The 26,986-nt window shown below is 58.7% G+C and carries 16 protein-coding genes; 10 read left to right on the top strand and 6 right to left on the bottom strand.

Going from position 1 to position 26,986, the window contains the following annotated elements:
• The first annotated feature begins 23 nt into the window (after positions 1-23).
• Positions 24-3,329, top strand: a complete 3,306-nt coding sequence (locus J2129_RS11190; RefSeq protein WP_209630940.1) for a carbohydrate-binding protein — start codon at positions 24-26, stop codon at positions 3,327-3,329.
• Between the two features lie 42 nt (positions 3,330-3,371).
• On the opposite strand, the gene J2129_RS11185 is transcribed toward J2129_RS11190, so the two are convergent.
• Positions 3,372-4,289: a glycosyltransferase family 2 protein gene (locus tag J2129_RS11185; protein ID WP_209630939.1), complete on the bottom strand. Its 918-nt coding sequence runs from the start codon at positions 4,287-4,289 to the stop codon at positions 3,372-3,374.
• Between the two features lie 355 nt (positions 4,290-4,644).
• Between J2129_RS11185 and J2129_RS11180 the strand changes: the two genes are divergently transcribed.
• Complete coding sequence (locus tag J2129_RS11180; RefSeq protein ID WP_209630938.1) at positions 4,645-5,367, top strand: SGNH/GDSL hydrolase family protein; 723 nt, start codon at positions 4,645-4,647, stop codon at positions 5,365-5,367.
• Between the two features lie 1,017 nt (positions 5,368-6,384).
• Here J2129_RS11180 and J2129_RS11175 read toward each other — a convergent pair.
• Positions 6,385-7,359: a glycosyltransferase family A protein gene (locus J2129_RS11175; RefSeq protein ID WP_209630937.1), complete on the bottom strand. Its 975-nt coding sequence runs from the start codon at positions 7,357-7,359 to the stop codon at positions 6,385-6,387.
• Positions 7,360-7,532: 173 nt separating this feature from the next.
• Here J2129_RS11175 and J2129_RS11170 point away from each other — a divergent pair, with 173 nt between their 5' ends.
• From J2129_RS11170 to J2129_RS11135, 8 genes are all read left to right on the top strand, one after another.
• Positions 7,533-9,137: an oligosaccharide flippase family protein gene (locus J2129_RS11170; RefSeq protein ID WP_209630936.1), complete on the top strand. Its 1,605-nt coding sequence runs from the start codon at positions 7,533-7,535 to the stop codon at positions 9,135-9,137.
• Positions 9,138-10,007: 870 nt separating this feature from the next.
• A complete protein-coding gene (locus tag J2129_RS11165; RefSeq protein ID WP_209630935.1) occupies positions 10,008-13,601 on the top strand; it encodes a PAS domain S-box protein in 3,594 nt (1,197 codons plus the stop codon).
• A gap of 234 nt (positions 13,602-13,835) precedes the next feature.
• The gene (locus J2129_RS11160) at positions 13,836-14,753 is read left to right on the top strand and encodes an ADP-ribosylglycohydrolase family protein (RefSeq protein ID WP_348632320.1); all 918 of its coding nucleotides are present in this window, start codon (positions 13,836-13,838) and stop codon (positions 14,751-14,753) included.
• Positions 14,754-14,779: 26 nt separating this feature from the next.
• On the top strand, positions 14,780-15,766 hold the full coding sequence (argC, locus tag J2129_RS11155; RefSeq protein WP_209630934.1) for an N-acetyl-gamma-glutamyl-phosphate reductase: 987 nt from the start codon (positions 14,780-14,782) through the stop codon (positions 15,764-15,766).
• A 17-nt stretch (positions 15,767-15,783) separates the two neighbouring features.
• Positions 15,784-16,269, top strand: coding sequence for a CBS domain-containing protein (locus J2129_RS11150; protein WP_209630933.1), 486 nt, complete (start codon positions 15,784-15,786; stop codon positions 16,267-16,269).
• Positions 16,269-17,420, top strand: a complete 1,152-nt coding sequence (gene argJ, locus J2129_RS11145) for a bifunctional ornithine acetyltransferase/N-acetylglutamate synthase (RefSeq protein ID WP_209631338.1) — start codon at positions 16,269-16,271, stop codon at positions 17,418-17,420. The genes J2129_RS11150 and argJ overlap by 1 nt, the downstream gene beginning before the upstream one ends.
• Positions 17,417-18,286: an acetylglutamate kinase gene (argB, locus tag J2129_RS11140; protein WP_209630932.1), complete on the top strand. Its 870-nt coding sequence runs from the start codon at positions 17,417-17,419 to the stop codon at positions 18,284-18,286. The genes argJ and argB overlap by 4 nt, the downstream gene beginning before the upstream one ends.
• A 697-nt stretch (positions 18,287-18,983) precedes the next feature.
• Positions 18,984-21,644, top strand: coding sequence for an HAD-IC family P-type ATPase (locus tag J2129_RS11135; RefSeq protein ID WP_209630931.1), 2,661 nt, complete (start codon positions 18,984-18,986; stop codon positions 21,642-21,644).
• 137 nt (positions 21,645-21,781) lie between these two features.
• Here the strand turns inward: J2129_RS11135 and J2129_RS11130 are convergent, their stop codons facing one another.
• The 4 genes from J2129_RS11130 to J2129_RS11115 form a co-directional block, all read right to left on the bottom strand.
• Positions 21,782-22,099 carry a DUF2769 domain-containing protein gene (locus tag J2129_RS11130; RefSeq protein ID WP_209630930.1) on the bottom strand — a complete coding sequence of 106 codons (318 nt, stop codon included), beginning with the start codon at positions 22,097-22,099 and terminating at the stop codon, positions 21,782-21,784.
• A 211-nt stretch (positions 22,100-22,310) separates the two neighbouring features.
• Positions 22,311-22,778 (bottom strand): chemotaxis protein CheW, encoded by a 468-nt coding sequence (locus J2129_RS11125; RefSeq protein WP_209630929.1) that lies wholly within the window; start codon positions 22,776-22,778, stop codon positions 22,311-22,313.
• A gap of 16 nt (positions 22,779-22,794) precedes the next feature.
• Positions 22,795-24,927 carry a methyl-accepting chemotaxis protein gene (locus tag J2129_RS11120; RefSeq protein ID WP_209630928.1) on the bottom strand — a complete coding sequence of 711 codons (2,133 nt, stop codon included), beginning with the start codon at positions 24,925-24,927 and terminating at the stop codon, positions 22,795-22,797.
• 371 nt (positions 24,928-25,298) lie between these two features.
• Entirely contained in the window at positions 25,299-26,489 is a 1,191-nt protein-coding gene (locus J2129_RS11115; protein WP_209630927.1) for a DUF362 domain-containing protein, read from the bottom strand.
• Between the last annotated feature and the right edge of the window lie 497 nt (positions 26,490-26,986).

Here is a 26,986-nt window from a genome sequence, read left to right as displayed (position 1 = left end):
GGGATGAACATGAGGAACATTCCATGAACAGATCAATGTTGCGCCTCCTGCTCCTGGCTTCAGTGCTCATATGCCTGATGCCAGCGGTCAGTGCTGCTGCCACCCTCAACGTGGCTGCATCTGACAGTTCGCAGGATGCAAAGGCACAGGCAGATTATGTCTGTGACGGTAATTCCGACCAGGTTGAGATCACAAATGCGCTCAACGCGGCCGGGAACGGCGGCACGGTTCACCTTGCCGCCGGGACGTACAGCACACAAGGCAGTATCAAGATGGCACCTGGGACAACACTCATGGGCTCTGGCGAAGACAAGACCAGGATCGATATCCAAGGTAACTGGGACGGTGTATTCGCCAACGAGAATACCCACCTCGAGGGGTTCACCGTATCAGGCCAAGGTGCCGTCTGGATCCAGTACAGCCACGTCTCAGTCCAGAGTGTGACCGTGACCGGTGACACCCGGATGAACGGCGGGTTCACGGTCTGGTGTCCTGGACACAGCCTCACCGACATCTCGTTCAAGGACTGCACTGCCATCGACCTGACCTGGACAGGGTTCAACATCGATGCGACCAGTGCTGGCCTGAAGGTCTCCGACATCACGTATGAGAACTGCAAGGCGATCCGGTGTGGTGCCGACGACAACTCGCACCCCTGGTCTGCAGGATTCATCTTCGTAGAGCACAACGACCTTGAGAACGCACTGATCAAAGACTGCTACGCAGAGGACAACTGGGAATCCGGCTTCCACATCGAAGCGGCCCCCACCACAAAGAACGTTGTCTTCGAGAACTGTACAAGCAAGAACAACGGTCTCAGAAAACAGGCACGGTTCCCTGAATCTGACACCCAGCAGGACATGAACCTCATCTTCGGTGCAGGGTTCTTCCTCAACAACGGGGTCACGGTGAAGGACTGCACGGCGATCGGGAACCATCACGGGTTCATGATCTGGTCGTCGAATGGTGCGAAGTTCGAGAACTGCTACTCCAAGGACTCGGAAGCCTCTGACTACTTCCTGATCCACTGGAACGGCTTCAAATCTCCGAATGTCTTCACCAACTGTGTGAGCGAGAACGCAGGCGGGTATGCCATCGATGCCTCGAACACCAATGACGTGAGGTTCGAGAACTTCAAGATCATCGACGCAGAGGGTGTCGACGGCTACATGATCAGGCTCGGGAAGTACTACCCGGCAATCGGTCGAGACCTGCCATGCCAGAACTCGTACTTCGACCTGACTATCGAAGGCGGGCCTGAGAACATCCTGTATTCGCACTATGGTGTGAACAGCGTCCTCGAAGGGACGGCAACCGGCAACTATGCGGAGAACCCGTACAAGGTTGTCTCGCCGTCGTCAGGTATGGACACTGCAGGACTGAAGATCACGCGGTCCACCGACCCGGTGGACCCCACCCCGACCCCAACCCCAACCCCAGATCCTGACCCAACCCCTAAGCCGGTGGAGAGGCACACTCTCCCTGGCACGGTCGAGGCCGAGGACTATGACCAGGGCGGAGAAGGGGTCGGTTATCATGACACCGATGCCGTGAACGAAGGCGGAGAATACCGCGAGGACGGCGTTGATATTGAATACTGGGCGAAGAACGGCGCGACCACCATCGCCTATGCATATCCGGGCGAGTGGCTCCAGTACTCGGTCAATGTCACCGAGGCAGGGACCTATGACGCCGACTTCACCGTCGCATCCGCCATGAACGGGCAGTCTATGATGGTGCTCGTCGATGGCGAGGAGATCGCCGCTGTTGAAGCCCCGAACACCGGGTCATGGGGTACGTTCACGACAATGAGAAAGACCTTCGACCTCTCCGAAGGAGACCACACATTCAAAGTCGCCTTCGACGGATCGCTGAACCTGGACAAGATCGCCTTTGCCAGGAACACCACCTCCGGTTCAAACCCTGATGACGGCTCTGGCGGCGACTCAGGCTCAGAGGACGGGTCAGGCACTGATATGGGTGCCGCCGTCCCTGGCACCATTGAGGCCGAAGATTATGACGAAGGCGGCGAAGGCGTCGCCTATCATGACACCGACGACGTGAACGAAGGCGGGGCATACCGCAAAGACGGCGTCGATATTGAATACTGGAAAGCCAGTGATATCACTACCATCGCCTATGCATTCCCTGGCGAGTGGCTCCAGTACACCGTCGACGTCGCCGAAGCAGGGACGTACGATGTGGCGTGCACCGTTGCTTCAGCCATGGACGGGCAGGCCATGAAGGTTCTCGTCGACGACGAAGAAGTCGCGACCATGACCTCGCCGAACACCGGATCCTGGGGAAAATTCACCGCGGTGAAGAAGAGTGTCGAACTCCCTGCCGGGACACATGTCATCAAGGTGGTCTTTGAAGGATCCCTGAACTTCGACAAGATGGTGCTCTCAGCATCTGAATCGTCAGGTTCTGACTCAGGAGACAAGGCAGCAATTGCACTCCCTGGATCATTTGAAGCCGAAGATTATAACGAAGGCGGCGAGGGCGTCGCCTATCATGACACCGACGCCGTGAACGAAGGCGGGGCATACCGCAAAGATGGTGTCGATATCGAGAACTGGGAGAAGGTCGGCGTCACCACCATCGCCTACGCCTATGCAGGCGAGTGGCTCCAGTACACCGTTGACGTTGCCGAAGCAGGGACGTATGATATGGCGTGCACCGTCGCCTCAGCCATGGACGGGCAGGCCATGAAGGTCCTCGTCGACGGCGAAGAGGTCGCGACCATGACCTCGCCAAACACCGGTTCGTGGGGCACGTTCACCACAGTGAAAAAGAGCGTCGAACTCCCTGCAGGTGAGCACACCCTCAGGCTTGTCTTTGACGGTTCCCTGAACCTCGACAGGGTCGCGGTCACGAAGGGTCAGGACGCAGTCTCCTTTACGGTCCAGGCCGAAGACTATGACGAGGGCGGCGAGGGTGTCGCCTATCATGACAGAGACGCGGAGAACAGGGGCGGTGCGTACCGTCAAGAAGGTGTCGACATCGAGTATTGGGAGAAGAATGGTGTTACCACCGTCGCCTATGCCTTCCCTGGCGAATGGCTCCAGTACACCGTTGACGTCCCACGAGCAGGGACCTATGACGCCACATTCACTGTCGCCTCAGCCATGAATGGGCAGGCCATGAAGGTCCTCGTCGACGGGAAAGAGGTCGCGACCGTGACCTCGCCGAACACAGGGTCGTGGGGCACATTCACCACGGTGAAGAAGAGCATTCCGCTCCCTGGCGGCGAGCACACCATCAGGGTGGCATTCGACGGTTCCCTGAACCTCGACAAGTTCTCCTTTGCCAGCGCATCCGGTTCTTGAGCGGGGGGCAGTCCGGCGTTCTGCCGTTGGACTTCATCCCCCTTATTTTCCAGGAACTGACCCGGGCCCTGCCATGACATGGCGGATCCCGTCCACCACTCCCCGGATCTGCGGTACACATGTGTTGAACCGCCCTTTTACCACCGCCCCACCGAGTTCCCTGGGGTTGTCCACGATGGCCTGATGGAGGAGAAATGTCAGGAACTGTTTCTGGGTCGCATACCGGCGCATGAAGATGAACTTGTTCCTGGCAAAGTAGTAGACCTCTGTCGGACTCTTCCGCCCGCCGACACTCCTCCCTCCCTTGTGCCAGATCTTTGCATGCGGCGTATAGAGGATCCGGTACTGCCGGTTTGCCCGGGCACAGAAATCCACCTCTTCGAACTGATAAAAATATCCGGTGTCAAAGAACCCGACATTTTCAAAGACTTCGGTCCTTGACAACCAGTAGACCCCGTCGATGTAGGAATATTCACGGACCTCGTCGTGCTGCCCATGGTCTGTCTCTGAATACCCTTCATTGATCATCTGACCGGTGGAGAAGTTGATCTTTTTGCCCACCACGAGGAGACGGTCTGGAACATAGTAGTCATAGACCTTGCCGGTGACGATCCCCACCGTCGGGTCAGATTCCAGGACCTCGACCAGACTGCTCACCATCCTTGAGTCAGCGATGGTGTCGTTGTTGTAGATGAGGGTGTAGGGGATCCCATGCTCCATCGCGTACCTGACGCCGAGATTGATCCCGCCTGCAAACCCCAGGTTCTCCCCGGTCTCGATGAGCACCACCGGGGGGTCGACGGCCCTGAAGGCATCGGCCGAACCGTCGGTCGATCCATTGTCGACGACGATGATCTCGCAGGCCGGATAGTCCTGTTCCTGCAGTGACCTGATACACTCCAGCGTGTCCTCCCTGCCGTTCCAGTTGATGATCAGGATGGCAACGTTATCTCTCTCCACCTTGTCTCCCCCGTCTGGATCTCTCTTTGGGGAGATGCTTCGTATATATGCATTGCGGCGATCCCGGCCCCACATGATATTACCAGAAATTCTTAAATCCCGCATCAGCCAGAAATAAACTGCGTGATCATCGTTCTAACCAATTATTTTCGGGCGTTCTGGCAATATACCCGATCTTATCTGCCTGAACTGGCGAGATCTCGGGAAATTTATATATAATCGTGGTCGTATCATTCCCCTACTCTGATGGTTATGGGGGGGATGGGTTACGAGACGCATTCTTTCATTATTGGTAATTTTATCCTGTACTGCAGTCATCGGCACGGGCCTGGCGGCAGATGATATGATAAAGATCATGCCTCTTGGAGATTCGGTTACCGCAGGGGGGACCGATACGCAGAGCGGAGTGAACTATCCCAGTTATCGCTACCATCTCTGGAACCTCCTGCAGGAGAACGGCTACAGGGTAAATTTTGTCGGGACACGATCTGGACCCGATTCCCAGTTTGATTTTGACAGGGACAATGAAGGGCGTTCAGGATGGCGGGCGGACCATATCGCCTCCGGAAACTCCGACTATGAACCACAGAATGGAGATCTCTCGACCTGGCTGGAGAGTCTTGAGACGAGGGGGGAGGTTCCTGATCATGTCCTCATCCACCTCGGCACCAACGACATCCTCCAGCAGGGGTACCCGGACACCCCGGAGGCGGTGGCCGCCGCCACCATCGAAGATCTCAGAGCGGTCGTCAGGACACTCAGGGAGTACAACCCCGGAGTCACGATCTATATCGCCGAGATCATCCCGATGAAATTTTCATTTTTCACGCAATATGTAGACGCATTCAACACAGAGATCCCTGGTCTGGTCAGATCCCTGGACACCTCCCAGTCACGGGTCTTCCATGTCGATCAGAACACCGGGTTTGATACCAGGACCGACCTCAGGGACCACCTGCATCCAAACCACCTGGGAGAGCACAAGATGGCCGAGCGATGGTACGAAGTTCTTTCTCCGGTCCTTACTATCCCCTCTTCAACTAATTCGGTCGATTTTTCCGAAGAGCTGCGGAATTGAAAGAGGGCTTTCAATGTGTGGTTCACCTGATTCCCTGGAGGCGATCCCCATCCCCTTTTGAATAGGCGTGGGACTTTGACGGAGACCGGGTTCTTACTCGACCTAGAAAGACGCAGAATATACCTATACCCATACCTCTCCTGGCCGTTACACCGTCTCTCTCAAATTCACTGACAGCCGCGAGACTGCAGGAGAGGTGAAGCAGGAATATATCGTCGTGAACAGCGGCATTCCGCCACTTACGCCTATCCAGGCGAATAGTTCGAATACACCGTCAAAATCACGGAGGCATGGAGGTACACCGCGGTCTTCAATCTCGCCACGCCCGAGGACGGCAAAGAGTGCGTCCTTTCGGTGGACGGCACCGAAGTCGGCCGCGTCACCGCCCCGATCACCAGAAGGGGGGACACCCTCAAGACCGTCAAGACAGGGATCGATCTCCGGTCAGGGCTCCATGTCATCCGGCTCACCCCCCCCATAAGGATGGGTGAACGCCGACGTCCTTACCTTCTCGAAAGGAGTGGGAGCACCGATCGCGGACTCTGGCGACAGAACGGAGTCTCAAAGACTTGCACCAGTCCACCACGAGAGTGAAGGTCGTCGGCCTGAGTGGGAAGGCGAGCGTGAGAGAGGAGAATACCCTCCCCCCTGTAAAGGAGATCAGAATGATCGCCTTCCAGAGAACCAGAACATGACACATGGGGAGAGAAGGTCTTCCGGGGCTGTGGAGAGACCACCTCCTGATCATTGTGCAGGAACTATGCCACCCCCAGTCCCCCCACTGCACGATCAGGTCAAAGACCGCACAATCCTCTTCTCGAACGCTGAAAAGAAGGGTCTTATAGAATCCCCCCTCCCCTATTGAGGAGGAGAATATATGCCGCCTGCCTTCCCACTGTCTCTCGCCAGGGGCGAGTGCTGTCGTCCTCGACCTTTTCGTGCGGCGTGGGGACCGGGAGTACAACCCCCCCGCCACTGAGAGGAGTCAGGAGGATTTCTACAGAGCCGAAAGAAGCCTCACTCCATCCCGCGGGACCGCTGGTGCACCCCCGAAATGGCAAAATAGGCCCAGGTGGGCAGGGCGGCCAGGAGGGAGAGACGCATCTTTTCTGTGGAAAAGGATTCGGTCACGCATGCCTTCAAATATTCCTGCGCCTCCATCCGCATTCCCAGGTTGAGCATGGACGCGGCAAGATAGAGTTGTTTCCCCGCGATAAACTCCTTTACCTCAGAGATTTTCTTCTCAGGGACCAGATCCTCTTTCAAGGCCTTCCGCGCCTCATCGATGATATTGTGGGTCCAGTACGGGTCTCGCCCCAGTTCTGTGGTCCGATTTGCCGCCTCCATATGATAGACCGCCCCATACTCCCATGTGAAGACAATCTCCCTGGTGAGGGCGATCCTGAACCAGGTGGTCAGGTCTTCCCCGACCTGAGCATCTTCAGGGAACCCCCCGACCTCAAGGATGACCTCCCGGGGTACCATCACCGCCGACGAGATCACCGGTTGCGTAGCATTTGCGGCGGCAAGAAAATAACTGGGGAGATATCCCTCCCACGGCGGGGGGGGCAACCTCCGGTAGGTCGCCGGTCGTCTCTCTCCCCCCTCCTGTTCCACCTTCATCCATGCAGTGGCATAGGCCCCGGCCCCTGGAAACACCTCTCGCAGCCGCATCACATTCGCAAGAAACACAGGCATCCATTCATCATCGGCATCAAGAAAAGCGATCCACCCGGCCCGCGCCTCGCTGACCCCCCGGTTGCGTGCTGCAGAAACTCCCCTATTATCCTGGGTGACAAGTCTCACCCTGGGATCACACACCTCTCCGACCAGGAGGTCACCCCCGTCAGTGGAACCATCATCCACTACGATGACCTCAAAGTCGGGGAACGTCTGAGAAAGAACCGATCGAAGTGCCCGCCCGATATATCGACCTTTGTTATAGAGAGGGACGACCACCGAGACCCCAGGTACCCCCCCTTCAGGATTCATGCATCAGACATTTCTGGCTGCCATCCTGACATATATACTTTTTCTCAGTCCCGTGCCCAGACGGAGGACAGAAATGTATTTATTTACCTTCCACATCTCTTCCACCGGGGGGAGTGACTGAGAGGTATCGTACATCCCCTGTATGAGACTGCCATTTTTCCGCAGGGGGGCAGATGGACGATCATGATCACACCGAGGTGAGCAGAAGTTTTGCGGGGCAGTTCCCCCTCAACCTGATCTCCAACATTCTTCTGTTTGTGGTGAATGTCGTCACCGGGTTCTGGCTCGCACCCTTCTTCATCTCGACCCTCGGGATCGCCGCGTATGGCCTTATACCTCTGGCCATCACCATCACGACCTATCTTGGCCTCGCCACGCGGTCACTCAATTTCACGGTCGCACGCTACCTCACCGTCGACCTCCAGCGCCAGGAATATGACCGTGCCAACAACACCTTCAATACTGCCTTCTTCGGGATCCTCGGGCTCACCCTCTTCCTGATCGTCCCGATCGTCTTCCTCCTGGCATTCAACGTCAACGCCGTCTTCAATGTCCCTTCAGGCGAACTGACCGACGTCGTCTATCTCTTTCTCGGGATCCATCTCTCATTTCTGATCAGGACGATAGGGAGCACCTTCAGTGTCTCATTCTTTGCTCACAACCGCCTGGACCTCTACAACATCGTCGAGGCCTTCGGCCGTATCCTTGAGGTCGGGCTCATCGTCGCACTCTTCCTTTTGGTCTCACCCCGCCTTGGTTATGTTGGGGTCGCCTATCTTGTGACCTCCTTCTTTCTCCTGTTCCTCATGGTCGGCGCCTGGCGGGTGCTCACTCCCCAGCTCGCGGTCAGGATCAGATCCTTTCACAGAGGCACCCTCAAGGAGATGTCGGCCTTCGGGAGCTGGATGCTCGTCAACGAGATCGGGTCTCTGCTCTTCCTCCAGGTCGACCTGATCATCGTCAACATCTTTCTCGGTTCATTTGCCGGCGGGGAATATGCCGTCGCGCTCACCTTGAGTATTCTCCTCAGGACCATGGGCGGCGTTCTCGCCGGGGTGCTCGCCCCGATGATCTTCATCTATTATGCCAAGGAAATGTTTGCAGAGATCAAGCGCATGGCCCTCTCCTCGGTGAAATGTATGGGTCTCGCCCTTGCCCTTCCAGTCGGACTCATCTGCGGGTTCGGGTTCGAACTCCTGACCCTCTGGGTCGGTGCAGAGCACGCAGGTCTCGCCCCGCTCCTCGCTCTCCTGACCATTCACCTGGCAGTGAACCTTGCGGTGCTCCCGCTCAACCATGTCAATGTCTCGTATTCCAGAGTGAAGGTTCCCGGACTTGTAACCATTGCGCTCGGCATTGCAAATGTCCTCCTTGCACTCTGGCTCGTGGTCGGTGCCGGGTGGGGGGTTTATGGCGTCGCGGCCGCCGGTGCGATCTTTTTCACCCTCAAGAGCAGCATCTTCATGCCATGGTACACCGCAAAGGTGCTCTCCATCCCGGTGAAGGCGTTCTTCAGGCCCCTTCTCGCGGGGGCATCAGCCACCTTCGCCATCACCCTCACCGCCTTCGCACTCGACCGCCTGGTCCCGATCCAGACCTGGCTTGAACTCGGGGTGATCTCGGGGGCGATCGGGGTGGTGTATCTCCTGCTCGTCTGGTGCTGCCTCTTCACCGACGAAGAAAGGGTCATCTTCGGGTCTCTCCTGCCCCCCCAGATCAGAAAATTTTTGTTGCCTTCGACCCGGGGAGAGGGGTCGTCGCCTCTGGATAAGTACTAAGACTCTGAAGAATTTCTTCCAGGGCCACCCTGATGAAAATCGGCAGGAGAACGCACCCATTGTTACGAACATCGCTCTGCCTTCCCGCCCCAATCGTAACCCTGGCGATCCGGGAACCGTGGCCCCGGCGCGGAGGCGAGGGAGAGCATGAATGTGAATGCATGGTTGCGCAACGAAAAGAGGAGGAACGCCTCACTACATCCATTGTTCTCTTCCGAAAAGGGAATGGCTGGAGAGTTTGGGATGATCTCAATGAAAATGATCACAAATATCATCTCTCTGATTTCACAGAATGGTTTGAATTCACGGCTCTGTAGAAATCCTCTGGATGGATCTCTCTGGCGGGGGGCGTGCCGCCCCCCGAACACCCCGCCACACGAAAAGGTCGAGGAATATTCTGCCTTCCCACCCCTATCTTCATCCCAGGGGCACGGGGCCCGAGGGCAGAGCCCCGGGCGAGAAGATGGGGGAAGGCGGTTGATCGCGCTGGGGGGTGGCCCACCCCCCGGACCCACACGACAAGCATAGACAGGGGCAACGATTCAGTAATCCCCGCGCGGTGTCGTGCACCCAAGGAGGAAGGAACCAGATCAGTGCACGAGCGGGAGACCCATGATCATGTTCATCCTGTATGCCTGAGCCCAAAGTTCGTGCACGGTCCTGCCAGGTCACCAATCCAGAGGATCTTCCATGGTTTCCAGAACACTATCTGTACGATCCTGATAAGGCTGCTCCCGTCCCGTACCAGAGTCTACAGGGGCGGGTTCGCCAAAATTTATAATTTAACCTGGATTATACAGGATGATTGTTATTTCCAGCATCCGGTGTCGTTTCGATATTTTTTTGTAGCCAGGATCCCCCATCATCCATATGCCCCCAGGTGAAGAGGAGCGCGGACCTGAAGAAGATGGCCCCCCATGGGAGATCGTCCTGGGCGTCCTCCCCTTCGGGTCTCTGGTCACACGACCGGATGACCCAGAGATCGTCTATCTCAGTCCTTCCATGGCCGGGATCCTCGGCACACACTACCACACTCTTGCGGGTTCTGATGCCTCGCAATTCTTCCAGTATCTTGTACTGCCCGGAGGAGGGGTCGGGATGCCGGGAGGGGCACCAGACGGCACCCTATGCCGTTTCCTCTCAGGCAAAGAGAAATTTTTCTCCTGGAAGAGTCATCGGATCGTCTCCCATGGGACCAAGTATATCCTCGACACCTTCGAGGAAGAGGGACTTCTTGGATGGGAGGGATCATTTGACCCCTCAATTCAAGCCAGGCATGCAGGGAATATCATCCTGAAATGGACCCCTGATCTCAGGATCACCTATATCGAGAGGTCGAGCGCTGATTATCTCGGATACATCCCTGAAGAACTCCTGGGAAAACCACTTCTCAAGACCTTCCTCCCCGAGTATGAATCAGACGGACGGTCCCTCCTCCCTATAGTCGAGACGATCATTCGCGATCCAGAAGAGAACTCCCCCTATGAAGCCGAGGTGATCAAGAAAGACGGGACACGGGCGCGTATCATATGGTTCTCGCGGAATCTCAGGGGGTCTGATGGGGAAGTGGTAGAGTATCTCTCAGTAGGTTCAGAGATCAGGGAACAAGGAGGGGCTCCGCCCCACCCGGACTCTCGCCATGCAGTCATATCAGTCTCAAGAGAAGGGAAGGTAACGGCATGGGACGGCGTCGCCACCGAGATCTTCGGGTACTCAGAGTCCGAGGTGCTCGGCTCTGACTTCATCGACCTCATCGTCCCTGAGAGCAGACGCGAACTCCACCGCAAGATCGTGACGGCAGTTCAGGACGCACAGTCCTGGATCAGGGGATTCATCCGTGGTCATGGATACCGCCAGGGGATCTGTCTTAAAAAAGACGGCACACGATTCCCTGTAGAATTATCAGTCATCCCGGGACCTGGCGTGCCCACATCCCCCTTCTCAGAGGGGGTCGTGATTGCCATCAGGGCCCTTACCCTGGACAGGGAGGCCGAATGCCAGCAGATACGTTATGCCAGGAACATCGCCCTCCTTTCTGGTACGGCAATGGCCTTCGTCGAGATGGACGATGGGTCAGACATCTATGGGTTTGTCGGGAAGCAGATCCAGTCCCTGGCCGGGAGAAGTATCGTAGTCGTGAGTGCCTACAGTTCACAAGACCGGTCCTTCTCCCCACAGGTTGTTCTCGCCGAAGACACCGAACGCGCGGCCTATATGAATGCGTTGGGGTCAGATGTGGTGGGGTCCAGTTTCCTGATCCCCGACGAGGTGGAGACACTCATTACCACAGAGCGAGGGATCATCAGGGCTCCTGGCCTGCATGAGGCCATGCTCATGACATGTCCCCCTGACGTCTGCACCGTCCTTGAGGAGAAACTCGGGATTTTGGGGACATATGTCATTCCTTTTGTCAGAAGAGATCAGGTCTTTGGAGTTGCAATCGTCCTGACAAAAGAGAGCCCCAGGCTCAGGAATCCAGACATTATCGAAGCCTTTATGAACCAGACCGCAGTCGCACTCCAGCGCCATCATGTCGGAGAGGCCCTCAAGGAGAGCGAGAAGACTGCGCGGGCGCTCCTGGATGCAACCCCTGACCTCGCCTTTCTCACTGATCGAAAGGGGCGGGTGATCTCCTACAACGAAGCGGCCCGTCTCGCATTCAGGAGAAAAAACACCTTTATCCGTCAGAAGATCGGGGACATCGCCGGTCCGGGATGTGTCCCGGGACTGCACGAGGCTTTCGACACTGTGGCAGGGTCAGGGAAGTCCACTCAATTGGAGATGACATGGAAGGAACAGGTCTGTCTTGTGAGAGTCTCTCCGGTCAGTGGCCCTGACCGTGAAGTAACAGGATTTGCCGTCTTTATCAGGGACATCACCGACTCCAGGCGAGCAGAAGAGGCACTGATGGTCGCAAACCGTTATCTCAACAACACTATCGAACATCTCCCAGACGCGATCCTGGTCACCGACACCGACGGACGCGTCGTCTCCTGGAACTGTGCGATGGAAGAACTCAGTGGTATCAGGAAAGACGAGATCCTGGGAGAAGGAGACTACGCCTACGCCGTCCCATTCTATGGGATACGGCGTCCCATACTCATCGATATGGCCGAGGCTGGAGAGGAGGAGGTGCGGGAGATGTACCCCATGGCCAGGCGTATGGACGGGCTGATCCATTCCTACGTGACCGCAGATCTCCATGCCGGAGATGGGCGTGCTCTTCACCTCTCTGCAACGGCGTCCCCCATCGTCGACCATGACGGCAGAGTGGTGGGAAGGATCGAGTCGATCAGGGACGTGACCATGGAGAAGGCCATGGAGGAGGAGTACCTGAGAAATGAAAAACTTGAGTCGATCGGACTCCTTGCCGGCGGGATCGCCCACGACTTCAACAACATCCTCACCTCGGTCCTTGGAAATATCACCCTATCCAGGATGAAGATCAGGGAAGGGTCTTCTCCTGATACCAATCTGGAAGAGGCGGAGAATACTGTAAAAAAAGCGCGCGCCATCACCCAGCAGCTCCTCACCTTCTCACAAGGGGGTGCTCCGATCCTTGAAACGGTTGAACCCCTCGATTTTTCCTCTCTGGTCCTTGAAACGGCAGAGTTTGTTCTCAGGGGGACCAGGTCCTCCTTTGAGGCCGCCTTTGATCCAGGCCTCTGGCAGGTGAGTATCGATCAGGCACAGTTCTCCCAGGTGATCCAGCACCTGGCGGTCAACGCCGATCAGGCGATGCCAGACGGCGGGAAGATCCAGATCAACGTACATAATCGGGTGGTCGAGGAAGACGGCCCTGTGCCGCCAGGACGGTATGTCGTCCTCTCTGTCGCCGATACTGGCACAGGAATCCCGACCGAACACCTCCCCAGGATCTTTGACCCCTACTTTACCACCAGGGGGGACGGGTACGGCCTCGGACTTGCCACAGTCCGTTCGATCGTCAGGAATCATGGGGGGTACATCACTGCAGCATCTGGCCTGCAGGGTTCGGTCTTCACGGTCTACCTCCCCGCGACCTCGACCCAGGGGCAAAGAGAGTTCGCAGGCGACAGAGAGAAGGGAGAACGTCCCCATAAGCGTGAAGCACGCATCCTCTTCATGGACGACGACAGAGGAGTGCTCTCATCGATCGTACCCCTTCTGGAGAGTGAGGGATATTGTGTCACTGCAGCATCTGAAGGGAGTGAAGCAGTCAGAGAATATATCACAGCCTCTGAATCAGGCCGCCCATATGATCTTGTCATCATGGACCTGACCGTTCCTGGGGGGATGGGAGGGGTCGAGGCGATTGCAGAACTCAGAAAGATTGACCCCTCAGTGAGAGCGATCGTCTCAAGCGGTTACTCTACTGATCCGGTGATGAGTGCATACCAGGAATACGGTTTTGCCGGTGTGGTCAGGAAACCTTACCCCATCGATGAACTCTTTGCTGAGGTCAGGCGCGTGCTCTCCCTCTGACCTGACCTGAGATCAGGCCCGAGGCGCGCCCCCCGCGTCCAGGGGAGGGAAAGCGGGGCAGGAAGGCAGCACCGAATTTTCTGGACAGGACTGTATCCTCCCCCGCCCCATTTCATAGCCCGCATTCCGCCAGAGAGAGGCGGCACAGAGATATTTCCAGAGTTGAATTCAATCATTTTTCTGTAAGACGCCAGTATTATCTGAGATATGTCGAAGAACTTATTATATCGCCCGGTGAATAGGACACTGATGCTGGACCGTTTCAGGGGATGTCTGCTCGGGGCGGCCATCGGCGACGCCCTCGGAATGCCAGGGGAGAGTGGCCCCACGAACCTCTCGCACCTCTACCGTGGCTACCGCAAGCCATGGAAATGGCACCCAAATGCCAGACTCGACCCCGGACAGTACACCGACGACACCCAGGTCATGCTCCTCGTGACATCTCTCCTTGCATCAGGTACCTATTCAGAGGGACATTATGCCGACGCCCTCGCGCGCCTCTGTCTCTCAGGAGACCTGAGGTTCCCTGACGGGTCGCTGATGGCGGCCTGCGAACGCCTGGTCACTGTCGGACCCGACCAGAGCGGCGTGAACTCAGATACCGCCGGATGCATCCCCCTCGCCGTCCCCTTCGCCCTCAAATATGCGGACCAGGTCGAACTCTCAGGACGACTTGCAAAGGCCTGCTCCGTCACCCATACCCATCCCGCCGCCCTCGCCGGGACCGTGACTGTAGGACTGTTCCTCTCGGCCGCACTCCGTTCTGCCGCAGACCCCCTCGACGTCGCCCTGCGGACTGCGGCGGCCGAAGACCCCGAGTTCGGGACACGGACCAGGCGTGCCGTCGAACTCGAACATGAAGGGATCAGTCTTGAGAGTGCTCTCACCGTGATCGGGAACGACGTCTCGGTCTACCAGACCGTCCCGATCACCTTCTTCCTCATCAGCAGGTATGAGAACCCTGAAAACCTCCTCTACATCGCGGCCAACATCGGCGGGAACACTGACACCATCGCCTTCATCTGCGGGGCATATGTGGGAGCGAAGTACGGGGAGAGTGCGCTTCCCCCTGATCTTCTCAAAGGACTTGAAAATCGGGACGAGATCAGACAGTTAGCCGGAGAACTCCTCCTGGCTACTCCAAAGCATTAAATTTTCCCTCCGGTATAGTGTCCTGTATGGATGTTGCTATTGTCGGGGCATCTGGCTATACAGGCGGCGAGTTGATCCGCCTCCTCCAGGGCCACTCCTCGGCCGAGGTGGTCATGGCCACCTCAAGGAAAGAGGAGGGCCGACCGGTCAGCGCGGTCCACCCCCATCTCACAGGATATACCGACCTCACCTTCACCAACCCTGCCGTCGAAGAAATCGACGCCGACGTCGCCTTCCTTGCGGTGCCGCATACCGCCGCGATGCATTATGCCGGCGGGCTCCTGGAACAGGGGATGAAGGTCGTCGACCTCTCTGCCGACTACCGTCTGCCAAGGGAAGTCTACGAAAAAGTCTACGGCGTCACCCATACCGACTATTTTGAGGCACCGTACGGCCTTCCCGAACTCCACCGGGAAGAGGTGAAGGGGAAGCAATTTGTCTCAAACCCCGGATGTTTCCCGACCGGGGCCACCCTTGCCGCGGCGCCGCTTGCCGACAAGGCACGCTATGTGATCTATGACTCGAAGACCGGCGTCTCGGGTTCAGGTGTCAACCCTTCGTCCTCCTCCCACTACCCGAATGTGGCCGACGGGGTGACCCCCTATAAGTGGACCAGTCACCGCCACCTCGCCGAGATGAAGCAGGAACTCGGGCGTCTCGGGTCGAAGGCGCACTGTTTCTTCACCCCCCACCTCGTCCCGGTGAATCGGGGGATCCTCACCACCGCCCATATCATCACAGACGAACCCCTCACCCAGGAGGAGATCGAGGGGCGCTACCAGGAGTTCTACAAGGACGAGTTCTTTGTCCGTCTCCAGAAGCCTTCCTTGCCAGCGGTGCGCGGGAGCAACTTCTGCGACATCTGGTTCGAGGCACAGGACGAACGGGTCGTCGTTGTCTCGGCGATCGACAATCTTGTCAAGGGCGCCGCAGGGCAGGCGATCCAGAACATGAACATCATCTGCGGGTTTGCGGAGAACGACGGGCTTATGACCCCCCCCTGCATGCCATAAGAGTGGAGATGAACAGCATGAAAGTCAGGGAGATCATGACAGAGGAACCGGTCACTGTCCATGCCGACGCGACCGTGAGGGAAGCCGCGGCCCTCCTGCGCACGCACGACGTCGGGGGCCTGCCGGTGATGGACGAAGAGAAACTGGTTGGGGTGATCACCGAGGCCGATGTACTCTCGCTCCTCAAGACCGGCGAGATCTCAGACGACCTCTGGCTCCCCTCACCTTTCGAACTGATCGAGGTCCCGATCAGGGAGGTCATCAACTGGGAGAAGACCAAATCGGCTCTCTCAGATATCGGGACAACCCCCGTCCGCAGGGTGATGTCGATGCCGGCGATCACCATCAAGCCTGACGCCGAGATCGAGGAGGCGGCAGGACAGATGTTGCGGGAAGGGATCGCCCGCCTCCCGGTCGTCGACGAAGGCCGACTGATCGGGATCGTCGCCCGTCGGGACATCGTCCATGGGCTTGGAACCTCGTACGAGGAGACTCAAGAATGATGCAGAGTATCTGTGCAGTCCCTGGCGTCGAAGCCGCCGGGATGAAAGAGGGAAAGTACGGACTTGCGGTGATCAGGGCCCGTGGCACAGCGGCGGCGACCTTCACCTCCAACCTCGTCACCGCCGCACCGGTCCAGGTGATGCAGGAGCAGATGAAGGCCGGGCGGCTTGACGCGATTGTCGTGAACTCGGGGTGTGCAAACGCCTATACCGGCGAACGAGGCCTGGCCGACGCCGCCGAGATGTGCCGGATCGCCGCCGAGGCCCTTGGGCTTGAGCCCGGGCGGATCGGGGTGGCAAGCACCGGGGTGATCGGGCGCTATCTAGACCTCGACCTGATCAGACGGCAGTGCAACGAGGTCGTCCCGCACCTCGCCCACACCGAGGAGGCCGAGACCGCGGCGGCACGGGCGATCATGACCACCGACCTCGTCGAGAAACACGCGCTTGTCAGGGGCGACGGGTTTACGGTCGCCGGGATCTGTAAGGGCAGCGGGATGATCGCCCCGAACATGGGGACGATGCTCGCCTTCATCTATACGGACGCCGAAATCGGGGCCGAAGACCTCCACGAGTCTCTGCGCTCGGCAGTGCGCCGGAGTTTCAACCGCGTCGTCGTCGACGGGGACGAGAGCACCAATGACTCGGCCTTCTGCACGGCCACCGGGGTGGCCGGGCCGGTGCCGCGGGAGAAGTTCGACGCCGCACTTGAGGCGTGCTGCATCTCCCTTGCCAAACAGATCGCCGCCGACGGCGAGGGGGCGACCAGACTCCTTGAGGTGCAGGTCGTCGGCGCTCCTGACGAGGCGGCGGCGGAGACAGTGGCCAGGACGGTCGTGGCCTCGCCGCTCGTCAAGACGGCGGTATACGGCGAGGACCCGAACTGGGGCCGGGTGATCGCGGCGGCAGGGCGAGCGGGGGTCAGGTTCGACCCTGACACTGCCTCCCTCACCATCGGCGAAGGATCAACGCTGACCGAACTGGTCACGGACGGCAAGATCGTCTCAGACCTGGTGCGGGCGAAAGCGGCGATGCATGGCAAGAGGGTCGTCTTCTCCCTCGACCTGGCGTCCGGCGAGGGCGAGGCCGTGGCATGGGGGTGCGACCTGACCGAGAAATATGTCGAGATCAATGGGAAGTATACGACATGAGGCGTGAAGAAGTCCTGATGGAGGCCCTGCCCTACATCCAGCAGTTCCATGGCAGGACCATCGTGATCAAACTTGGTGGGCATGCGATGGTCGATCCCGAGATCCTGGAGAACGCGATCCGCGACATCGTCCTCCTCCATTATGTGGGGATGAAGGTCGTCGTCGTCCATGGGGGCGGGCCCGAGATCACCGAGAAGATGCGGGCCATGGGCAAGGAACCTGAGTTTGTCGGGGGGCTCCGAATCACCGATGCCGAGACCCTGGAGATCGCCCAGATGGTCCTGGTCGGCAAGATCAACAATGGGATCGTCTCGCTCATCGCCCGGGAGGGTGACCGGGCGGTCGGGATCTCGGGGAATGACGGCAATATCATTCTTGCCAGAAAGATCAGCGCCCAGATGGTGCGGGTCGGTGATGAGGAGCGCGAGGTCGACCTCGGGTACGTCGGGGAGATCGAGGGGGTCAACCCCGACCTCCTCACCACCCTCCTGGAGACCGGGTATATCACGGTCATGGCCCCGATCGCGATCGACCGGGCGGGCCGCAATCTCAACATCAATGCCGACACGGCGGCGGGCGAGATCGCCGTCGCGCTCGGCGCCTTCAAACTCGTCAACCTCACCGATGTCGACGGGGTGATGGACCGGGAGCGGAGCCAGGTCTTCCGCCGCCTCAAGGCTGTGGAGACCGAGGAACTGATGGCCGACGGAACCATCTCTGGTGGGATGATCCCAAAGATCGAGTCCTGCGTGAGGGCGGTGAAGGCCGGGGTGCCGTACGCCCACGTGATCAATGGCAACAAGACGCACAGCATCCTCCTCGAACTCTTCACCGACGCCGGTGTCGGGACGATGATCATCGAATAACCGGAGAAATTGGCTCTGTAGAATTCCTCTGGACATTTATCTCTGGTGGGGGGCGTGCCGCCCCCTGTGGGAAGATGAGGGGGGGCGGTTGAATCGCGCGTACACCGAGAATTGGTAAGGGATTCTACAGGGCCGAGAAATCCTCTTTTTTTGGCTCTGTAGGATCTCACGCCTCGGCCATGACGGCTGAAAAATTTCTTATCGCAGTTCTAAGAGTGTGAAAGGATCGATCCTTGATCCTTCTCCTTGTGACAGGGAACAGGCAGAAATCTCTTAGCCTGCCGCCCACGCCTCTCCTCTGTTCGTGGGGGTCCGGGGGACGCTCGCCCCCCGGCGCGAGACGGCGGTGAAGATTCTGCACTTGAGGGCGGCATGTCTGATCATCATGCCTTTCCAAACATCGGTGCCTGGGGCGCTGCCCCCGGACCCCCACGATTGCGATCGGGGCTGGAAGGCAGAGAAGGGAATCGTTCAGAGGTTGGCGCTGTCCCTTGCTCATTGTTTGCGAGGGAGAGGGGTGTTCAACCCAATTCATATTCAAGAAGAGAAAATCTCCAGCGCCTCAACAATCAGCATCCCGGAGTCTCTTGCCCCCGCTCTTTTCTCCTGATCATGGTATCCGGATCTGGTGAATGGCCCTGCATTCCCGCAAGGGCGATATAGGTGACCGACCGATACCGGGCAGAGGTGGACGACAATGCCAGAGGGCGATACCGGACCTCCATGGCATGCCCTGCCAGACGAGGAAGTGCTTACGGCGATCAGGTCATCGCCGCATGGTCTCTCGGCCGCCGAGGCAGAGGCCCGCCTCTCGGCCTATGGAAAAAACGCCCTCCCCACGCGAGCACCCCCGTCGGTCTTCCAGGTCTTTTTCCGCCAGTTCAAGAGCCCGCTCATCTTCATCTTGATCGTGGCCGGGGGCATCTCTCTGCTGATCGGGGAGACTACCGACGCCCTCTTCATCTTCGCGGTCATTTTCCTCAACGCCCTCCTCGGCATGGTCCAGGAATGGAAGGCAGAACAGAGTGCGGCGGCACTCAGGGCCCTCCTCAGGATCACTGCACATGTCAGGCGTGACGGGACAGAAAAGGGAATTTCGGCCGAGGACGTGGTGCCAGGCGACATCGTCCTCCTGGAACCAGGGAGCCGCGTCCCTGCCGACCTCAGGATCTTTCAGGAGCATGTCCTCTCGGTTGACGAGTCGCTCCTCAGCGGAGAATCAGTCCCTGCCGGGAAAGTCACCGGGCCGGTGGATGCAGACATTCCCTTGATGGGCCGCAAGAACATGGCCTATGCCGGGTCCACCGCCATCTCGGGCAGGGGGTGCGGGGTGGTGGTCGCCACCGGCAGAGAGACCGAGGTCGGCAAGATCGCGGCGAGCATCTCGGCGATGGAAGTGACAAAGCCCCCCCTTCTCATCAGGATGGAGCAGTTCTCGAAGTGGGTGGGGGTGCTCGTCGTCGGCGCAAGCGCCCTCCTCGCCGTGGCCGCTCTCCTCCAGGGCATCCCGGCGATCGAGGTCTTCTTCATGGCCGTCGCCCTCGCGGTCTCGGCGATCCCCGAAGGTCTGCCGGTGGCAATCACCGTCGCCCTCTCCCTTGGAGTCAGCAGGATTGCGAGGCGAAATGTGGTGGTCAGGAACCTTGCCGCGGTGGAAGGGCTTGGGAGCTGTACCTGCATCGCAAGCGACAAGACCGGGACACTCACCGTCAACGAGCAGACCCTGACCCTCATCATGCTCCCTGACGGCGACCGCTACACCGTGCTCGGCGAGGGCTATCGCGGGGAAGGACGGGTGACCGACACCGCGGGCATGCCGCCGGAGGAAGAGGAGTTCGTGCGTCTCCAGGAGATGGTCAGGACGTCGATGATCTGCAACGAGGCCGTGCTGGAACGCAAGGATGGAGAATGGACGCATTTCGGGGACGCCATCGATGTGGCCTTCCTTGCCTGCGGTTACAAACTCAGGCTCTCCCCGGAGACGGTGCGGGCCGAGGTGGCATCCCTCGCCGAGATCCCGTTCGAACCCGAGCGCAGGTACGCGGCGACGCTTTACCGGGTAGGCGGGTCGGTGAAAGTCGCCTTCAAGGGTGCGCCCGAGGTGGTGGTCCCGCGCTGTCCTGAGGCCCCCCCAGGCACGGCAGAGATGGCGGCCCACCTGGCCGCAGCAGGGTACCGCGTCATCGGGGTGGCACACGGCGAGATTGCCGGGGGCGTGGACCTTCCCTTCGACGAGGAGGACATCCCTCCCCTGAAATTCCTCGGCATGGCCTGTTTCATCGACCCGCTCAGGCACGACGCGGCGGCGGCGGTGGAGATCTCCAGGCAGGCTGGGATCAGGGTGGTCATGGTCACCGGCGACCACCCCGCGACCGCCCTGGCGATCGCTCGCGACCTCGGGATCGCCTCCTCCAGGACAGACCTCGTCACCGGTGAGGAACTCGACGGGGCCAGGGGGGCTGACGGCGATCATTTCCGCGACCTGGTCAAAAACGGACAGGTCTTCTCGCGGGTCGCCCCTCTCCAGAAGTCCGAGATCGTGGCCGCCCTCCAGGACAACGGTCATTTCGTCGCGGTGACCGGCGACGGGGCAAACGACGCCCCCGCCCTGAGACGGGCAAATATCGGGGTGGCGATGGGGTCCGGCACCGACCTTGCAAAGGACACCGCCTCGATCATCATCACCGATGATGCCTTCTCCTCGATCGTGACCGGGATCACAGGGGGCCGGGGCACCTACGACAATATCAGAAAGGTCACTTATCTTCTCATCTCGACCGGCGCCGCCGAGGTGCTCCTCTTCACGCTCGCGCTCCTTGCCGGCCTCTCGATCCCGCTCCTGGCGGTACAGCTTCTATGGCTCAACCTGGTAACGAACGGGATCCAGGACGTCGCCCTCGCCTTCGAGAAGGGCGAACCCGACGTGATGGGGCGACGGCCCAGGCCACCTGAAGAGGGGATCTTCAACCGCCAGATGGTGGAACAGACCCTGGTCTCGGGGGGGTACATCGGGGCGACCGCCTTCCTCCTCTGGGCCTGGTTGCTCTCGTCCGGGTGGACGGACGAGGCCGCACGAAACGTCCTCCTCCTCTTTATGGTCTTTATGGAGAACGCTCATGCCTTTAACTGCCGTTCTGAACGCCGGTCGATCTTCAGGGTGCCTCTCTCTGCAAACCCCTTCCTGGTCGTCGGCGTCGTCGCGGCGCAGGGGATCCATCTCCTCGCGATGCAGGTCCCCCTCATGCAGGGTGTCCTCGGGGTCGCCCCGGTCTCCTTCTCCATCTGGCTCTCCCTCCTCGCCGTGGCCCTCTCACTCGTCCTGGTGATGGAGGGCTACAAGTACATGAGGAGATGGTAAAATCGAATGAGGAGATGGGGGGTCACTCCTGATTTAATTACGTCCATGTGGACGTTCGGGGCGGTAAAATCTGTATTCACCACTCCAGAACCGATCAAGAAATTCTCTTCAGGGCAGAAAAATCAGGGATGGTCTCCTCAGACCATCTTCGTCCCCCAGACGGTGTGCTCATACCGCTGCGCCTTCTCGGCCCCCCTGGTGCAGAAAAAGGAATACTTCAGCCCCATCTCCTTTGTCACCGGACAGGTAGGACAGATGCACCTCTTCTCATCGCTGATGCACATGAAACTCTTGCCCGAGGCACAGAAGAGGGCCTCGTTCCCCTCCTTCGCACACCGGTTGTACGACGGGCATCCCTGACAGATGCACATCGATTTCAACATTTCAACCGTTGCCTGCACTTCGTCAGGGGTCATCCCCTTCATTGCACGGATCTTCTCCTCAAAGGTATCCATATCACTCCTCCGGGCAGAGACTGCCGACACGATATATATGGCTTTCCGGGCCATGGGGAGATCCTCCTCTGGGTGAGAGCACCGACCCCTTCAGTTCTCTCAGTCCTGAGGGATGCTCCACAGCGGGAGAAAAAAGTATGAGGCCCCCGACAGAGGTGATCCCCTGTCAGGCGACACGATATGAGATGGTGCGTGACGGTGTGTCGGACGTTCAGAAGCAGTCGAGGTCTTCCAGTGCCTTCTTGATATCTATCCAGATTATAAGGTCGCCCCCGACCTCTTCCTCGCCAGTGGCAGCCCCGGTCCTGATGATCCCTTTTACATAGGCCTCCCGGCAGAGCGAGGAATCCATCGTCTCGATATTTTTCTCTGCAACCTGCATCACCGAATGGACATCATCGACGATCATCCCGATATTGGACCCGCCGGTGAGTTCAGAGACAAGCACGATGATCTTCTTGTTCTGGGTTGTCTGGCGTTCAGGGATCTGGAGGAGGGTGCCGAGGTCGATGATATTGGTGACCTCGCCCCTGAGGTTGATCACCCCGGAGATATGGGGGGGCGCCCGCGGCACCGGGGTGACCGGCAGCATCTCGACGATCTCGCGGGCAAGGAGGATGTCGAGGGCATACCGCGTGCCCCCGATCTCAAACTCCACCACATCGATGGTCTCTCCCATGTCATTCACCCCCTCATCAGACCCTGAACTTCTTCATCTCTTCGTCCAGGTCGGCCGCCAGCCTGTTGAGTTCATGGACCGCACTCCCGATCTCCTCGGTAGAGGCGCTCGTCTCTTCGGCAAGGGCGGCAAGGTCCTCGATCTGGTTGAGACTCTCCCGCGTCATCCTTGTTCCGTCTTCGACGATCTGGACGACGTTGTTGGTGGTGTTGGCCTGGTCTTCAATGGCCCGGGCAATCTCGCTCATGTCATGGGTCACCGCGACCGCGCCCTCCACGATCTCGTTGAGAGCCTCGATAGCGCCGTTCACGCTCTGGACGCTTGCGGTGATCTCGTCGTTTGCCGAGCGGATGGCCGTGGCCGTTTTCTCGCTCTTCCCCTGGATTGAGGTGATGAGGTTCTCGATATCGTCGGTGGCCTTCTTCGACTCACCGGCAAGGTTTCGCACCTCGCCCGCGACGACCGCAAACCCGCGGCCGTGCTCGCCGGCCCGGGCCGCCTCGATCGCAGCGTTGAGGGCGAGGAGGTTGGTCTGGTTGGAGATGTCGGTGATCAACTTGACGATCTTGTTGATCTCGTGCATCTCGTCGTTGAGCTGGGTGATATCCTCCACGCTCTCGTTGGCAATCTTTTCGACAACGGTGATCTTCTCGTTGGCCTCCCGGCCAAGCCCCTGGGTGTCACGTCCCTTCTGGGCCACCAGTTCGGAGCGGCTGAGGATCTCCTGGGAGGTGCTCGCGACCTCCTCGTTGGATGCGGAGAGGTCGCTGATCTGCCGACTGATCTCTTCCATCTTGGTGAGGGTCGTCTTGTTCAGGTCGGCGCACTGCTGGCTGGTGTTTGCCACCTGTTCGGCGGCCTTGGCGATCTGGTCGCCGCCTTTGCTCGCCTCAAGCGTGCCGTACTGGACCTGTTCGGCGGCGCCCTGCACTTTCGTGAAGACCGCACTCCCCTTGAAGATGATCTCGTTGAGCGAGTCTTTGAAGCGTTTGAAGTCGCCTGAGACCTGGATGTCCTCTGAGAATGGTCTGGTGTAATCTCCGTCCGCGAGTGCGGCGGCGATCTTCATCCCCTCGTTGAGCGGCTGGACAATGACATCAAAGAGACAGTTGACCCCGTTCATGGCTTCCGCAAAGGAGCCCTTGTGACGGGTGACGTCGGCCCTGACCGAGAGGTTTCCTGCTGCCCCCGCTTCTGCAAGTTGTTCGCTGTCCTTTATGAGAGCAGTGATACTCTCCTCCATGGTGATGAGTGCCGGGAGTATCTTGTCGTTCTCTGACCGTTTGCCGACCGTCTTGAGATCGTCAAGGTCGGAGAGGTCACCTTCGGCGATGTGAGCGCTTACATTCTGGACGGTGACAAGACGGTCGATGACCATGTTGATCTCGGCGGCGATATCGGCGTAAATCCCGTGGAAGTCCCCTTCGACCCGTAGGGTGTAGTCGTTTAAGGCCATCCGCTTCAACACAGCATTGGCACCAGAGAGGGCGGCAAGTCCGTTGATGCAGTGGTTGATATCGTCGATGAGGGCCTTGAAGTCACCCTCGTAATCGCCTTCGACCTTCTCCGGGATCTCTCCTCTCCCGATCTGTTCGATGACCGTGGAGGCAACCTGGAGGGGTTCGGTGACGGTGTCGAGGAGGGCGTTGACGTTCTCCGCGATCTCACGGAAGTCGCCCTCCGCATTGAGATTCGCCCTGGCCGAGAGGTTGCCCTGTTGTGTCTCTTCGCCGACCTCAAGGAGATCTCTGACGGCACGGACCTGGGGACCGACGTCCTGCATGAACTCCACAGCCCCGATGATCTCTCCCGAGTCGTCTTTGAGAGGGGCTCCGGTGCAGTCGATCCAGCACCCGCCGGCAAGTTCGGTCCTTGCGATCTCGGTCTGCCCGGTCTTCATGGCATTTCTGCAGGGGCACCCTTCAGAATTGCAGAGGTTGTTTCCAAAGATAGCATAGCAGGGTTTTCCGACGCAATCTTCGGCCCGTACCCCAACCAGGTCGGCTGCAGCCTGGTTGAGATAGAGAATACGATACTCTGGGTCAATGACCTGGATGGGAGCGGGAACCTGGTCCATCCCTTTGAGGATAACCCCGGTTCTGGCGATCCCGTCCTGAGATCCTTCAGCGATGTCTGTGTAATCTGGCATGGTCGTCTCCTGTCTGATATGTGTGCAAGGGAGTGCGGCCGGTCGCGTTCAGTCAGGCCCCATGGACGTTCCACCCCGGGGGGTCAAGACCATGGGCGAGAGGTTCTTCCTCTACACTCAGGGATAGGTCCTGAGTGGATCATCATCTTCCTACAATAGTATTTAATATATTCTATTTTTTCTACAGGCGTAAATTATGCATCATATCATTTTAAACGGGATTTATTCTTCATACTCCTTTTTTCGCAATAATAAACCGAATCCATGAGCCCTAAAAGAACAAAGAGAATTTAAAAGACATCTTATTCCCATTATATTCCATATTCTGGATTAAAATTACATCCAATCCATATTCATGTAGAATTGATGGGTCATGGCAGGAACCTTGAGACAAACCTTGATATCAACCCCTGTTTCAGGTCGATCGCCCCTTCCTCGCACATCTCATGGCAGCAATAGCAACGGATGCATCTCCCCTCATCGACCATGGCCGTCCCCCTCTCAAGGGCGATGGCATTCACCGGGCAGGTGAGGACACACCGCCCGCACCCGGTGCAGCGTCCAGGGTCAGGAGCAGGCAGGGGCCTGGTAGATGTCCCGCGCCCCTGCATAAACCTGAGCACCTGCCTGTTGAGAAAGGAGACGGTAGGAGCGGCCGGGTGAGTGGAAGGGTGCCTGAAATCAGGGACCGTCACCCCCGCCTCGTCGTCGCCGATCACCTCGACCTCATGAAGACCTGTGCTCACCCATCCGCGACCGACCGCCGCCCTGACCGTTGGGAGCGTGGCCGGGTCCATCCCCATCAGCCGCGCTGTGACAATGTCGAGGGCTGTGGGGTCGGCGGCCGCAAGAACGGCCCCGATCGGTCGTGGCGATCCCGACATCGGGCCGTCGCCCTCCATCCCGACGACGGCGTCCATCACATGGAGGAGAGGGACGACACAGGTGTTGAGGTCGAGGAGCATCTCGGCAAAACGTTCGGGCTGCCTGAACCGTGCATGAAAGACCGGTTTCTCAAGCCCAGGGACGACCCCGAAGAGGTTCTTCACCGCCCCTGAGTAGGTGGTGAAGAGGTGGGTCTTCGCCTTGGAGACGACGACGATGGCGTCGGCATTGAGCGCCTCGTCGATGACCGAGAAGCGTTTCATCACCTCTCCGTCAGGGCACGAGACCTCCTGAGACGAGGTGTCGGTGCTCAGCCTCACTCCAGGATATACCGTGGCCGCGGTGAACCCAGCCTTTTCATAGGCATGCTCCAGGTTGCGCCTGGTATACCGCGTCCCGGCTCCCGGAGAATCGGCGATGACCACCTCACATCCATAGGCCGAGAGGAGGCGGGCGACGGCGCAGACCACCGCCGGGTGGGTGGTGACCGCCCGCTCAGGCCCGGCCCCCATCAGGAGATTGGGCTTGAGGAGCACCCGGCTTCCTGGTTTGATATATCTCCCGATCCCGCCGACCAGGTCGACGGCCCTCCTGACCGACTGGTAGACCTCTTCCTCATCGTACCGGCGGCAGTGGACGAGGGCGACCTCGTGTCCGGTTGTGTTTGCCCGGTTCATCGTATCTCTCTGGTCTCTCTGCCTGAGTCAAAAAGGGTATGCACGGGGGTTCCAGGGTGCTAGCCCCCGGCACGATTGATGTGCGGAGGCGTGCTGATCCGACGTGCCGCCCCCATCGTAGAATTTTTCCTGCCGTCTCGCGCCGGGGGCCGTGCCCCCGGACCCCCACGGACGAAGATAGCCGAGGGGCGGCAGGAGAGGGAGGTCTCCACCGATTTTTCTGTCTTGAAATGAGACAGCACGTGACAAGAAATTTTCATCCCGTATGCTTGAGATGTGTTCTTGCCTCATGAGCAATTCTACACAGTTGATTTGTGAACGATTCTCCACAACCGGTCGAGATATTTCTGAAAAAAGGGCTCTGTAGAAACCCTCATCTATTGTGTGGGTGAGACATGTGTCTCCCGCCTTCCCCCCTCTTCGGCCGGGGGCGCTGCCCCCGGACCCCCGGGACGAAGATAGGGGTGGGAAGACATCACGGGCAACTGTGACGAGAG

Source organism: Methanofollis sp. W23, assembly GCF_017875325.1.
GTDB lineage: Archaea > Halobacteriota > Methanomicrobia > Methanomicrobiales > Methanofollaceae > Methanofollis.
This window is presented reverse-complemented; position numbering and strand designations above follow the sequence as displayed.

What these genes read in the sequence shown, in the direction of transcription:
- J2129_RS11190 (WP_209630940.1), top strand. Translation starts at nt 24, where the DNA reads ATGAACAGATCAATGTTGCGCCTCCTGCTCCTGGCTTCAGTGCTCATA.
- J2129_RS11180 (WP_209630938.1), top strand. Translation starts at nt 4,645, where the DNA reads ATGCCTCTTGGAGATTCGGTTACCGCAGGGGGGACCGATACGCAGAGC.
- J2129_RS11175 (WP_209630937.1), bottom strand. Translation starts at nt 7,359, where the DNA reads ATGAATCCTGAAGGGGGGGTACCTGGGGTCTCGGTGGTCGTCCCTCTC.
- J2129_RS11170 (WP_209630936.1), top strand. Translation starts at nt 7,533, where the DNA reads ATGGACGATCATGATCACACCGAGGTGAGCAGAAGTTTTGCGGGGCAG.
- J2129_RS11165 (WP_209630935.1), top strand. Translation starts at nt 10,008, where the DNA reads ATGCCCCCAGGTGAAGAGGAGCGCGGACCTGAAGAAGATGGCCCCCCA.
- argC (WP_209630934.1), top strand. Translation starts at nt 14,780, where the DNA reads ATGGATGTTGCTATTGTCGGGGCATCTGGCTATACAGGCGGCGAGTTG.
- J2129_RS11150 (WP_209630933.1), top strand. Translation starts at nt 15,784, where the DNA reads ATGAAAGTCAGGGAGATCATGACAGAGGAACCGGTCACTGTCCATGCC.
- argJ (WP_209631338.1), top strand. Translation starts at nt 16,269, where the DNA reads ATGCAGAGTATCTGTGCAGTCCCTGGCGTCGAAGCCGCCGGGATGAAA.
- argB (WP_209630932.1), top strand. Translation starts at nt 17,417, where the DNA reads ATGAGGCGTGAAGAAGTCCTGATGGAGGCCCTGCCCTACATCCAGCAG.
- J2129_RS11135 (WP_209630931.1), top strand. Translation starts at nt 18,984, where the DNA reads ATGCCAGAGGGCGATACCGGACCTCCATGGCATGCCCTGCCAGACGAG.
- J2129_RS11130 (WP_209630930.1), bottom strand. Translation starts at nt 22,099, where the DNA reads ATGGATACCTTTGAGGAGAAGATCCGTGCAATGAAGGGGATGACCCCT.
- J2129_RS11125 (WP_209630929.1), bottom strand. Translation starts at nt 22,778, where the DNA reads ATGGGAGAGACCATCGATGTGGTGGAGTTTGAGATCGGGGGCACGCGG.
- J2129_RS11120 (WP_209630928.1), bottom strand. Translation starts at nt 24,927, where the DNA reads ATGCCAGATTACACAGACATCGCTGAAGGATCTCAGGACGGGATCGCC.
- J2129_RS11115 (WP_209630927.1), bottom strand. Translation starts at nt 26,489, where the DNA reads ATGAACCGGGCAAACACAACCGGACACGAGGTCGCCCTCGTCCACTGC.